This window comes from Enterobacter sp. B79-1 (genome assembly GCF_057444735.1).
In genome coordinates this window covers 1,267,259-1,279,725 of sequence record NZ_JBYAZJ010000001.1, presented here as the reverse complement: position 1 = coordinate 1,279,725, position 12,467 = coordinate 1,267,259, and the positions used below count along the sequence as shown (strand labels likewise).

The 12,467-nt window shown below is 57.6% G+C and carries 10 protein-coding genes and 1 pseudogene; 8 read left to right on the top strand and 3 right to left on the bottom strand.

Annotation, left to right across the window (positions count from 1 at the left end):
- Nucleotides 1-61: 61 nt before the first annotated feature.
- Both moeB and moeA read right to left on the bottom strand, forming a co-directional pair.
- On the bottom strand, nucleotides 62-814 hold the full coding sequence (gene moeB / locus AC2T6E_RS06200) for a molybdopterin-synthase adenylyltransferase MoeB (RefSeq protein WP_486690918.1): 753 nt from the start codon (nucleotides 812-814) through the stop codon (nucleotides 62-64).
- A 1-nt stretch (nucleotide 815) separates the two neighbouring features.
- Entirely contained in the window at nucleotides 816-2,048 is a 1,233-nt protein-coding gene (moeA, locus tag AC2T6E_RS06195; RefSeq protein ID WP_486690916.1) for a molybdopterin molybdotransferase MoeA, read from the bottom strand.
- Nucleotides 2,049-2,237: 189 nt separating this feature from the next.
- Here moeA and iaaA point away from each other — a divergent pair, with 189 nt between their 5' ends.
- The 5 genes from iaaA to gsiD are packed head-to-tail and all read left to right on the top strand — an operon-like array spanning nucleotide 2,238 to nucleotide 8,460.
- A complete protein-coding gene (gene iaaA / locus AC2T6E_RS06190; protein WP_108415928.1) occupies nucleotides 2,238-3,176 on the top strand; it encodes a beta-aspartyl-peptidase in 939 nt (312 codons plus the stop codon).
- An 11-nt stretch (nucleotides 3,177-3,187) separates the two neighbouring features.
- Nucleotides 3,188-5,059 (top strand): glutathione ABC transporter ATP-binding protein GsiA, encoded by a 1,872-nt coding sequence (gene gsiA / locus AC2T6E_RS06185; protein WP_260663159.1) that lies wholly within the window; start codon nucleotides 3,188-3,190, stop codon nucleotides 5,057-5,059.
- A 23-nt stretch (nucleotides 5,060-5,082) separates the two neighbouring features.
- On the top strand, nucleotides 5,083-6,621 hold the full coding sequence (gene gsiB, locus AC2T6E_RS06180; RefSeq protein WP_089598982.1) for a glutathione ABC transporter substrate-binding protein GsiB: 1,539 nt from the start codon (nucleotides 5,083-5,085) through the stop codon (nucleotides 6,619-6,621).
- A 5-nt stretch (nucleotides 6,622-6,626) separates the two neighbouring features.
- Nucleotides 6,627-7,547 carry a glutathione ABC transporter permease GsiC gene (gsiC, locus tag AC2T6E_RS06175; protein ID WP_120158414.1) on the top strand — a complete coding sequence of 307 codons (921 nt, stop codon included), beginning with the start codon at nucleotides 6,627-6,629 and terminating at the stop codon, nucleotides 7,545-7,547.
- Between the two features lies 1 nt (nucleotide 7,548).
- Complete coding sequence (gsiD, locus tag AC2T6E_RS06170) at nucleotides 7,549-8,460, top strand: glutathione ABC transporter permease GsiD (protein ID WP_010429000.1); 912 nt, start codon at nucleotides 7,549-7,551, stop codon at nucleotides 8,458-8,460.
- A 63-nt stretch (nucleotides 8,461-8,523) separates the two neighbouring features.
- Here the strand turns inward: gsiD and rimO are convergent, their stop codons facing one another.
- Nucleotides 8,524-9,849 carry a 30S ribosomal protein S12 methylthiotransferase RimO gene (gene rimO, locus AC2T6E_RS06165; protein WP_126543519.1) on the bottom strand — a complete coding sequence of 442 codons (1,326 nt, stop codon included), beginning with the start codon at nucleotides 9,847-9,849 and terminating at the stop codon, nucleotides 8,524-8,526.
- A 265-nt stretch (nucleotides 9,850-10,114) separates the two neighbouring features.
- Between rimO and AC2T6E_RS06160 the strand changes: the two genes are divergently transcribed.
- The 3 genes and pseudogenes from AC2T6E_RS06160 to AC2T6E_RS06150 form a co-directional block, all read left to right on the top strand.
- Entirely contained in the window at nucleotides 10,115-11,647 is a 1,533-nt protein-coding gene (locus tag AC2T6E_RS06160; protein WP_460212650.1) for an S-type pyocin domain-containing protein, read from the top strand.
- Entirely contained in the window at nucleotides 11,647-11,901 is a 255-nt protein-coding gene (locus AC2T6E_RS06155; RefSeq protein ID WP_431642591.1) for a DUF7683 domain-containing protein, read from the top strand. Before AC2T6E_RS06160 ends, AC2T6E_RS06155 begins: the two co-directional genes overlap by 1 nt.
- Nucleotides 11,895-12,145: pseudogene (locus AC2T6E_RS06150) on the top strand (bacteriocin immunity protein); the annotation flags it as partial. The gene AC2T6E_RS06155 and the pseudogene AC2T6E_RS06150, both read left to right, overlap by 7 nt.
- Nucleotides 12,146-12,467: the final 322 nt, after the last annotated feature.

Sequence of the window (12,467 nt, the reverse complement as noted above, 5' to 3'; positions counted from 1 at the left end):
CTTACCCGGCCTACGTTCGAGCCGTTGTAGGTCGGGTAAGGCGGAGCCGCCACCCGACTTTTTATTTGCTACAAACCTCACACCCCGGGTTACGCATCAGCTTCATCTCACGGAACTGGCAGGTCATCGCGTCGTACATCACGATTTTCCCCGCGGCAGGCGTGCCGTAGTGCGCCAGGACTTTGATCGCTTCCATCGCCTGCAGTGAGCCAATCACGCCGACTAACGGCGCCATCACGCCCGCCTCAACGCAGGTCAATGCGTTCTCGCCGAACAGGCGGCTCAGGCAGCGGTAGCAGGGATCACCTTCCGCGTAGGTGAAGACGCTGATTTGCCCCTCCATGCGGATCGCCGCACCGGAGACCAGCGGAGTTTTGTGGGCAAAACAGCCTGCGTTTAACTGGTTACGGACGGCGACGTTGTCGGTGCAGTCCAGCACCAGGTCATGCTGCGCAATCTGCGCGGACAGCGCCTCGTCATCCAGCATCGCGTCAATGAGGGTGAACTGAACGTTGGGGTTGATGCGGGCCAGCGCAGCCCCGGCGGATCCCACCTTCGGCTGGCCAATGGTCGCGTCGCTGTGCAGCGTCTGGCGCTGCAGGTTGGACATCGATACGGTATCGAAATCCAGCAGCGTCATCCTGCCCACGCCTGCCGCCGCAAGGTACTGCGCGGCCGCGCAGCCCAGCCCGCCAAGACCAACAACCAGCACGCTGGCCGCCTTGAGCGCTTCCTGGCCCTCGAAATCAAACCCGCGCAGGATAATCTGGCGGTTGTAGCGCAGCATCTCCGGGTCGCTCAGCTCCACCGTCATGTCAGCCTCCGAACAGGTGGTTAAAGCGCTCGATCTCAACCCATTCGCCTGCTTCCACATTGCCGCGCTCGCGCTCCAGCACGATAAAGCAGTTGCCCTGGCTGAAGGAGCTGAAAATGTGCGAGCCCTGGTGCCCGGTGGTGCTCACGTCGAGCTCACCGTCCGCGTTGCGCGCCAGAATGCCGCGCTGGAAATCGAGACGGCCCGGTGATTTTTTCAGGCGCGTGGCGGCACGCACGCGCAGGCGTTCCGGCAGCGGGTTAGCCTTGTTGCCGGAAAGCTTCGCCAGCAGCGGGATCACCAGCTGGTAGAAGGTGAGTGCCGCAGAGACCGGGTTACCCGGCAGGCCGCAGAACCAGCTATGCGTGAGCTTGCCAAAGGCGAACGGTTTGCCCGGCTTGATAGCCAGCTTCCAGAAGGCGATTTCGCCCAGCTCTTCAAGGATGGTTTTGGTGTAATCCGCTTCGCCCACGGAGACGCCGCCAGAGCTGATGACCACGTCGGCTGCGTTATCCGCCTCGATAAACGCGGCGCGCAGTTTTTCCGGATCGTCAGGAATGATGCCGAGGTTAATCACGTCGCAGCCCAGCTGCTCCAGCATCAGGTGTACCGCCAGGCGGTTGGTGTCGTAAATCTGACCCTCCTGCAGCGGCTGGCCCGGAAGCTGCAGCTCGTCGCCGGTGGAGAAAACGGCAACGCGCACTTTACGGACAACGTCGATTTCAGCAACGCCGAGCGACGCCAGCACCGGCAGTTCACCTACCGTTAGCTTCTGTCCGGCGGCAAAGACCGTCGCGCCAAGCGTGATGTCTTCGCCCGTGCGGCGGATATTCTGGCCCGCTTTAACGTTCGCGGTAAAACGCACGCCGTCGTCGGTCTGTTCGGTCTCTTCCTGCATCACCACGGCGTCGCAGCCAGCCGGAACGGGCGCACCGGTCATGATGCGCACGCAGGTACCCGCAGGCCATTCACCGCTGAACGGCTGACCCGCAAAGGCTTTACCCGCCACCGGCAGGGCGTTACCCGTCTGGAGATCCGCCAGGCGCACCGCGTAACCGTCCATCGCGGAGTTATCAAACCCCGGCACGTTAAGCGGAGAGACAATATCGCGCGCGGCAATACGGCCAAAACAGCGCACGAGGGGCAGCGTTTCAACCTCATGCAGCGGGGTAATGCGGCCAAGCATCTGCGTGAGTGCCGTCTCAAGCGGCATCAGTCCGGCGGTAAAATCCATGGTGGGCTCCTGCGGAGTAACAACGAAAGCGCCCATTATGGCAGAAAAGTGCGGCTAACTGTATGACCCGATGGGTGTACGCTTTACATCACAGTTGCGTCTTTCTATATTCAAAAATCATCTGAAGTTTCATCGACGATAATGATATTTATAGAAAAAGCCGCAAATCAGGCTAACGGGTGATGCGAAATGGTTAATGCGGTAATCGCAATTCATGGTGGCGCCGGGGCAATCACCCGTGCACAGCTCAGTCCCGAGCAGGAAAAGCGCTATATTGACGCGCTGTACGCCATTGTGGAAACAGGCCAGCGGATGCTGGAAGCGGGCGAGAGCGCGCTGGATGTGGTCACCGAGGCGGTGCGCCTGCTGGAAGAGTGCCCGTTGTTTAACGCGGGGATCGGTTCGGTCTTTACCCGGGATGAAACGCACGAGCTGGATGCCTGCGTGATGGACGGTATTACCCTGAAAGCGGGCGCCGTGGCAGGCGTCAGCCGTCTGCGCAACCCGGTGCTGGCGGCGCGTCTGGTGATGGAAGCGAGTCCGCACGTCCTGCTGGCGGGCGAAGGGGCGGAGACGTTTGCCTTCGAACACGGGATGGAACCGGTATCGCCCGATCTTTTTTCCACGGAGGAGCGCTATCAGCAGCTGCTGGACGCGCGTACGGCAGGCAAGACGCAGCTTGACCACGCCGCGCCGCTGGATGAAACCACCAAAATGGGCACGGTCGGCGCAGTCGCGCTCGATAAAGCCGGAAACCTCGCGGCGGCAACGTCAACGGGCGGGATGACCAACAAGCTGCCGGGACGCGTCGGCGACAGCCCGCTGCCCGGCGCAGGGTGCTATGCCAACAACGCCACGGCCGCCGTGTCCTGTACCGGAACTGGCGAAGTGTTTATTCGCGCTCTCGCGGCCTATGACATCACCGCGCTGATGGATTACGGCGGATTAAGCCTGAGCGAGGCCTGCGAGCGCGTGGTCATGGAAAAGCTCCCCGCGCTTGGCGGCGTCGGCGGGTTGATTGCGGTGGATCGTGAGGGCAACGTGGCCCTGCCGTTTAACAGCGAAGGGATGTACCGCGCCTGGGGCTACGCCGGTGATGAGCCCAGTACGGGGATCTATCGTGAATAAGGGGGCAAAACGTGCCGCACAGTGAAGAGCTGGACAACCGCCAGGTATTGGCTGTCCATCAGCTGAATATTGCGTTTCAGGAGGAGCGGCAGTTCATCCCCGCAGTACAGAATTTATCGTTTTCGCTGCATCGCGGCGAAACGCTGGCCATTGTCGGTGAGTCTGGTTCCGGTAAATCGGTTACCGCACTGGCATTGTTGCGCCTGCTGGAGCAAACGGGCGGGCAGGTCGGCAGCGAGAAAATGCTCCTGCGCCGCCGTAACCGTCAGGTCATTGATTTAAATGAACTGAGTGGTTCGCAGATGCAGGGCGTGCGTGGGGCGGATATCGCCATGATTTTCCAGGAGCCGATGACCTCTCTGAACCCGGTTTTTCCGGTGGGCGAGCAGATTGCCGAGTCCATCCGCCTGCATCAGGGGTTAAGCGGCGATGAAGCGCTCCTCGAAGCGAAGCGGATGCTGGAGAGGGTGCGCATTCCTGAAGCGCAGGCCATTCTGGGGCGCTATCCGCATCAGCTTTCCGGCGGGATGCGCCAGCGCGTCATGATTGCGATGGCGCTCTCGTGCCGTCCGGCGGTGCTCATCGCCGACGAGCCGACAACGGCGCTGGACGTGACGATTCAGGCGCAGATCCTGCAGCTGATCAAAGTGCTGCAGCAGGAGATGGAGATGGGGGTGATTTTTATCACCCACGATATGGGCGTGGTGGCGGATATCGCCGACCGCGTACTGGTGATGCACCAGGGGCACGCCGTAGAGACGGGCACGGTTGAGCAAATTTTTCATGCGCCTGTTCATCCTTACACCAAAGCGCTGCTGGCGGCGGTGCCGCGTCTTGGGGCGATGAACGGCAGCGATTTACCGCGCCGTTTTCCGTTGATGGCTCAGGGCGAGGCGGGCATGCAGACGGCCGAAACCGAGCAAGATACGGTGGTGCCGGGCAGGCCCATTCTGGAAGTCCGCGATCTGGTCACGCGTTTTCCGCTGCGCAGCGGGGTGTTCAATCGCGTGAAGCGCGAAGTCCATGCGGTGGAAAACGTCAGTTTTGATCTCTGGCCGGGCGAAACGCTGGCGCTGGTGGGGGAGTCGGGCTGCGGTAAATCCACGACCGGACGCGCGTTGCTCCGGCTGGTGGAGACCCAGGCCGGGACCATTACCTTTAACGGCGAGCGTATCGACACCCTGCCAGACAGCAAGCTGCAGGCCGTGCGCCGGGATATTCAGTTTATTTTCCAGGATCCGTATGCTTCTCTCGATCCGCGTCATACGGTGGGGTATTCGATCATGGAGCCGCTGCGGGTGCATAACCTGCTCGACGGGGACGCGGCGCAGCGTCGCGTGGCCTGGCTGCTGGAGCGCGTCGGGTTGAAGCCTGAACATGCCTGGCGTTATCCCCACGAGTTTTCCGGCGGGCAGCGACAGCGCATTTGCATTGCGCGGGCGCTGGCGCTGAATCCAAAAGTGGTGATTGCGGATGAGTCCGTTTCGGCACTGGATGTCTCTATCCGCGCGCAAATCATCAATTTATTGCTCGATTTACAGCGGGATATGGGCATTGCCTTCCTGTTTATCTCGCATGATATGGCGGTGGTGGAGCGTATCAGCCACCGTGTTGCGGTGATGTACATGGGGCAAATTGTTGAGATTGGCCCGCGGCGGGCGGTATTTGAAAACCCGCAGCATCCTTACACCCGCAAGCTGATGGCCGCTGTGCCGGTTGCCGATCCTGCGCATCACCACGCCCAGCGCGTGCTGCTGCAGGATGAAATGCCGAGCAATATTCGTAAACGGGGCGAAACTCTGGAGCGCGTTACGCTTCGGGAAGTCGGTCCCGGTCATTTTGTCGCACCACCGCGTCAGGACAATGCATTCTCGCGGTTATAACGTACACCAGGCAGGAGAACACAATGGTTAAATTTGTTGCTCGTACATGGCTGTTAGCCGCGAGCGTGACGGCGGCGCTGGCCGTCGCCCCCGCGTTCGCTGCCAAAGACGTGGTCGTGGCGGTCGGCTCTAATTTTACGACGCTCGATCCGTATGATGCTAACGACACGCTGTCGCAGGCGGTGGCGAAATCGTTCTACCAGGGGCTGTTTGGCCTGGATAAAGAGATGAAGCTCAAAAACGTGCTGGCGGAGAGCTATACCGTTTCGGACGACGGGCTGGTGTATACCATCAAGTTGCGTTCCGGCGTGAAGTTCCAGGACGGCACGGATTTCAATGCTGAAGCGGTAAAGGTCAACCTCGACCGCGCCAGCAACCCGGAAAATAGCCTGAAGCGCTATAACCTGTATAAAAATATCGCCAGTACCGAGGCGGTCGACCCGGCAACCGTGAAGATCACCCTCAAAGAGCCGTTCTCCGCGTTTATCAATATTCTGGCGCATCCGGCAACGGCGATGATTTCCCCTGCCGCGCTGAAGAAATACGGCAAAGAGATCGGCTTCCACCCGGTAGGCACCGGCCCGTACGAGCTGCTTACCTGGAATCAAACCGATTTTGTGAAGGTGAAGAAATTCGCCGGATACTGGCAGCAGGGCTTGCCGAAGCTCGACACCATTACCTGGCGCCCGGTGGTGGATAACAACACCCGCGCGGCGATGCTGCAAACCGGTGAAGCGCAGTTTGCCTTCCCGATCCCGTACGAGCAGGCAGCGCTGCTGGCGAAAAACAGCAAGCTGGAGCTGGTTGCCAGCCCGTCAATCATGCAGCGCTACATCAGCATGAACGTCACGCAAAAACCGTTCGATAACCCGAAGGTGCGTGAAGCCATCAACTACGCCATTAACCGCCAGGCGCTGGTGAAAGTGGCCTTTGCGGGCTATGCCACCCCGGCGACCGGCGTGGTGCCGCCAGCTATCGCCTATGCGCAAAGCTACCAGCCGTGGCCTTACGATCCGGCCAAAGCGCGCGAGCTGCTGAAAGAGGCGGGCTTCCCGAACGGCTTCAGCACCACGCTGTGGTCGTCGCATAACCACAGTACCGCCCAGAAGGTGCTGCAGTTTACCCAGCAGCAGCTGGCGCAGGTCGGCATCAAGGCGCAGGTGACCGCGATGGATGCCGGACAGCGTGCGGCAGAAGTGGAGGGCAAAGGGCAGAAAGAGAGCGGCGTGAGGATGTTCTACACCGGCTGGACCGCCTCCACCGGTGAAGCCGACTGGGCGCTGTCACCGCTGTTTGCCTCACAGAACTGGCCGCCAACGCTGTTCAATACCGCGTTCTACAGCAACCCGCAGGTGGATAAAGACCTCTCTGACGCGCTGAAAACCACTAAGCCTGAGGAGAAAGCGCGGCTGTATAAAGATGCTCAGGATATCATCTGGAAAGAGTCGCCGTGGGTGCCGCTGGTGGTGGAAAAACTGGTCTCCGCCCATAACAAAGCGCTGACCGGGTTCTATATCATGCCGGATACGGGCTTTAGCTTTGACGACGCGGATTTAAAATAAACCTCATGCTGAATTATGTTTGTAAACGCCTGCTGGGGCTTATCCCGACGCTGCTGATTGTGGCGGTGCTGGTGTTTCTGTTTGTCCATATGCTGCCGGGGGATCCGGCGCGGCTGATTGCCGGGCCTGAGGCGGATGCGACCGTTATTGAACTGGTGCGCAAGCAGCTGGGTCTCGACAGGCCGTTGTATATGCAGTTCCTGCACTATATGGGCAACGTGCTGCAGGGCGATTTTGGCACCTCGATGGTGTCGCGTCGCCCGGTGTCGGAAGAGATTGCCAGCCGCTTTATGCCGACCTTTTGGTTAACCCTTGCCAGCATGGGCTGGGCGGTGGTGTTTGGTCTCGGTGCGGGAATTGTCGCCGCCGTCTGGCGCAACCGCTGGCCGGATAAACTGGGTATGGCGCTGGCCGTGACCGGCATCTCCTTCCCGGCATTCGCCCTCGGGATGCTGCTGATGCAGATCTTCTCCGTGGAACTGGGCTGGCTGCCGACCGTGGGCGCGGATACCTGGAAGCACTACATTCTCCCATCGATGACCCTTGGCGCAGCCGTGGCGGCTGTGATGGCGCGCTTTACCCGCGCCTCGTTTGTCGACGTGCTGAGTGAAGACTACATCCGCACCGCGCGGGCGAAAGGGGTCAGCGAGAAGTGGGTCATCCTCAAGCACGGTTTTCGCAACGCGATGATCCCGGTAGTCACGATGATGGGGCTGCAGTTTGGCTTCCTGCTGGGCGGCTCTATTGTGGTGGAGAAGGTCTTCAACTGGCCGGGGCTGGGGCGTCTGCTGGTCGATTCGGTCGACATGCGCGATTATCCGGTGATTCAGGCGGAAGTCCTGCTGTTCTCGCTGGAGTTTATTCTTATCAACTTAGTGGTGGACGTGCTTTACGCCGCCATTAACCCGGCCATCAGGTACAAGTAAGATGCGATTGTTGAACTGGCGTCGTCAGGCCGTATTAAATGCTATGCCGGGGCTAAAGCCGGAGCACATCCGCACTCCGTGGTCTGAATTCTGGCGGCGTTTTCGCCGTCAGCCTGTCGCGATGACGGCGGGGCTGTTTGTTTTGCTGCTGATTGTGGTGGCGATCGTTGCGCCATGGGTCGCGCCGTTTGATGCGGAAAATTATTTTGACTATGACCGTCTGAACGACGGGCCGTCGATGATGCACTGGTTCGGCGTGGATTCGCTCGGGCGGGATATCTTCAGCCGCGTGCTGGTGGGGGCGCAGATCTCGCTGGCCGCCGGGGTCTTTGCGGTGCTGATCGGCGCGGCGATAGGCACGGTTTTGGGTCTCGTCGCCGGGTATTACGAAGGCTGGTGGGACCGCATCATCATGCGCATCTGCGACGTGCTGTTTGCCTTCCCCGGCATTCTGCTGGCGATTGCCGTAGTGGCGATCATGGGCAGCGGCATGGCGAACGTCATCATTGCGGTCGCGGTCTTTTCGATACCGGCTTTCGCCCGCCTGGTGCGCGGCAACACGCTGGTGCTGAAACAGCAGACCTTTATCGAGTCGGCGCGCAGTATGGGGGCCAGCGATGCCACCATCCTGTTCAGCCATATTCTGCCGGGTACGGTGTCGTCCATCGTGGTCTATTTCACCATGCGTATCGGCGTGTCGATTATCTCGGCGGCCAGCCTGTCGTTTCTGGGGTTAGGGGCGCAGCCTCCCACGCCGGAGTGGGGCGCGATGCTGAACGAGGCGAGAGCAGATATGGTGATTGCACCGCACGTGGCGATCTTCCCAAGTCTGGCGATTTTCCTGACCGTGCTGGCGTTTAACCTGCTGGGGGACGGGCTGCGCGACGCGCTGGATCCGAGGATTAAGGGGTAGGGCAGTGGAATGTGCCGGGTGGCGGCTACGCCTTACCCGGCCTACAAAAGGGAAGCGGGGTGTTTAAACCCGGCTACCCCACAGGTCATACTCGTCCGCGTTTTCAACCTTCACGCGAATAATATCACCCGGCTTAACGCTGGTTTCGCCGTTCAGGTACACCGCGCCGTCGATTTCCGGGGCGTCCGCCATGCTGCGGCCAATCGCGCCCTCTTCGTCCACTTCGTCGATAATCACCAGAATTTCGCGGCCCACTTTTTCCTGCAGACGCTCAGCAGAGATCTGCTGCTGCAGCTGCATGAAGCGGTTCCAGCGCTCCTCTTTCACCTCTTCCGGCACCTGGTCCGCCAGCTCGTTGGCGGTTGCGCCCTCTACCGGGCTGTACTTGAAGCAGCCTACGCGGTCCAGACGGGCTTCTTTCAGGAAGTCGAGCAGCATCTGGAAATCTTCTTCGGTTTCACCCGGGAAGCCGACGATGAAGGTGGAGCGCAGGGTCAGATCCGGACAGATTTCACGCCACTGCTTGATGCGCGCCAGCTGGCGGTCAACGGAGCCAGGACGCTTCATCAGCTTCAGAATACGCGGGCTGGCGTGCTGCAGCGGGATATCCAGGTACGGCAGAATTTTGCCTTCCGCCATCAGCGGGATCACATCGTCAACGTGCGGGTACGGGTAGACGTAGTGCAGACGCGTCCAGATACCGAGCTTCGCAAGCTGCTCGCACAGGCCGACCATACTGGTTTTCACCGGCTCACCGTTGTGGAAACCGGAGCGGTGTTTCACGTCCACGCCGTAGGCTGAGGTGTCCTGGGAGATGACCAGCAGCTCCTTCACGCCCGCGTCGGCCAGACGTTTGGCTTCTGCCAGCACTTCACCGATTGGACGGCTCACCAGATCGCCACGCATGGACGGGATGATGCAGAAGGTGCAGCGATGGTTGCAGCCTTCGGAAATTTTCAGGTACGCGTAGTGGCGCGGCGTCAGCTTCACGCCTTGTTCCGGCACCAGGCTCAGGAACGGGTTGTGCTTGGGTTTTGGCACGTAGTGATGAACATGTTCCAGCACCTGCTCGTAGCTGTGCGGGCCGGTGATCTCCAGCACCTTCGGATGCACTTCGCGGATCTGATCCACTTTCGCGCCCAGGCAGCCGGTGACAATGACTTTGCCGTTTTCGGTCAGGGCTTCACCGATGGCTTCCAGTGACTCCTGAACCGCGCTGTCGATAAACCCGCAGGTGTTGACGATCACCATGTCGGCATTGTCGTAGCTTGGCACCACGTCATAGCCTTCGGTACGAAGTTCGGTCAGGATGCGTTCGGAATCCACCAGGTTTTTCGGGCAGCCGAGGGAGACGAAGCCGATTTTCGGCTGGTGCGTAACATTGCTCATAGGTTAAAAATTGTTCGGTTTTTGGAATGGTCAGGGCAGGGATTCTACAGAGTTTGGGGGGGAATTTGTACTGAAGAATTGTGCTCACGGCAGGTTTTCGGTGCCAACCGATTCTTCTGATTAAGAAACGATGTTTTGATTAGAACTAACGCCTATTTAATGTATGGGTATTGCTTGTAAAATGGCCTGGTGGATTATTTTTATAACAAGTAGAGGGACTTATGCAACAGTACAAAAGAGAATTTTCTGAACTTAGGCGGTCACTATGGCATCTGTAAACAGAGGCTGTATTGTTCACGGTAAAAATGTTGGGCTAGACGGGGATAAAACCTCTACAGGCTCACGATGCATAGCCGCACGCCCTGGTATGTCTGTCATGGGAAAGTGGAAATTCTATTTCGGCGATAAGACCACACCTTGCCCGAAATGTGGGAAAATCGGAGTCATTGTTAGTGGAGATCACCGACAAACGAACGGCGAAGCGGTCGCCGTTGATGGTTCAATCATCCATTGTGACTGTCCAAGTGGATCGAACTTCTTGATAGCCCCTGGCACTGTGGAGATCAGCGATCCGTTCGGTATGTCAGAACCTCCAGTAAACAAAGCTGTTGCCGTTGCTGCCCTTAGTGCTCTACCCGTTTTTGCAAAATCATGTTTGCGAGGTGAAGGCTGCACTGACGAAGGAGCTGATCAGGAATCTGTTGATAATTTCGGTCATGTTGGCTACTACCGAGCACTTCCTCAACCGGAACAAACAGAATCGGAACCCGTCCAACACGCGCAGGCTGCAAAGAAACTCAAACCAGCCGAACCGACTCCACCACCAGAAGATAACCGCCCGTGGTATAAGCGCCTTTTCAGTTCCTCGGATGCCCCCAAAGCGTCTGCGACCGCAGGGATGGCAACAGCAAGGGCCGCGACTACAGCAGGGATCGCCACTGATGCAGCAATTGAGGCCGGATACGCAGCAGTGCAGAAAATCGGAGGAAATCTTTCGACGGCTGGTCGCTGGATAGCCCCGAGTCCTCCAACCGTTTTTCTGTTTGGCATGTTCTACTCGCCAAAGCTCAACAGTGGCGAACAGGACTACATTGATAAAATGCGCCTTGAGCAGGCCGCACGGAATAAAGAAGATGTTCCGACCCGTGTTCGCTTTCGCTGGGAGGCTGACCAGTTCGGCATTATGAGGCCGAAAGGCTTCCACGTCAGCGCCAGAGGCGGACAGGATAAAGTGCCTGTGCGCATGCTTCAGAAGAACACCACCACCAGGAACTATGAGTTCTGGGAGGATGGCGCAGATAAGCCGACAATCGTTTGGACTCCTGACGAACCGGGATATTCTTCCCCGACTAACACTGGCAACCAGAACAATGTCTATATTCCTCCGAATGCACTGGTTTACCCGGAAAGTGAAATCAACAGCCCGTGGTCAACAGTTACCCCAGCACCGGGAGAACGTTCATTCCGGGATTATATTCTGGTGCATCCAGCAGGGACCTTTGATCCGATTTACGTCTATCTGAATGCGGATCACAAATACCACACAGCACCAAAAGGGGCCCCACCATTACCAGCATTCCCTGATGCGAAAAGAGCACCACGTAAGACAGCTATTCAAGGTGGCGGACAACTTCGGGCAAGATGGAAAGATGCCAAAGGTAAAATTTATGAATGGGACTCTCAACATGGCACAGTCGAAGTTTATGACCGTTCGGGCCGTAACCATTTAGGCGAGTTCAATCACATAACAGGTGAGCAAACCAAGCCAGCAGATCCAACCAGAAAGGTAGAAAAGTGATGGTAATCTATTCTGTGGAAGTTTTTGATAAACAAAGCGAAGAATTGGTTTTAGAGGTTGAGATCCCTAAGAGCAAACTGAAAGGAGTTGCTGCTGTCATGGGGTGGGGGCCGGATGACGAAGATGCATTTGTCAAAGGCATCGCAGGGTTCAATGTTAGCCAAAAACAGGCACTGGATTTAGAAAATTTACTCGGCGAAAAATTCTATTCGGAAGACGTTATCGTGCAAATCGCTGGCGGGGAAACATCTTGAAGCGGTCATTCAGTGACTACACAGAAAACGAGTTCCTGTAGTTCGTCCGTAAACTCTTCAACGTTGCGGACACTTCAGAAAGTGAAGATATAAAAACATACTGGAGTTTAAGCGCCTGACCGAGCACCCTGACGGGTCTGACCTTATCTACTACCCCCGAGATGACCGTGAAGATAGCCCTTAAGGGGTGGTTAAAGAGGTTAAAGCTTGGCGTAAAGCTAACGGTAAACCCGGCTTTCGTGAAAATTTGCGGGAGACAGCATTAAAAATTGATTCAAGCGCCGGGTTTTTATTCCGGCTTTTTTTCGCCTAAGCCAGTCATACTGGGGATTAGAAAAAAGGCAGCAATGTATTATTTTAGACTTTTGGGCAGCCGAGGGAGACGAAGCCGATTTTCGGCTGGTGCGTAACATTGCTCATAGGTTAAAAATTCATCAATTATGGAGTTATCAGGGCGGGATTTTACAGCGTATCGCGGGGGATTTATACATTCTTTGCATGGCGGATGCGGTGAGGAAAGGTTGTAACATTGTAAAGAATGTTAATCAGTTAAGAATTATTGATCT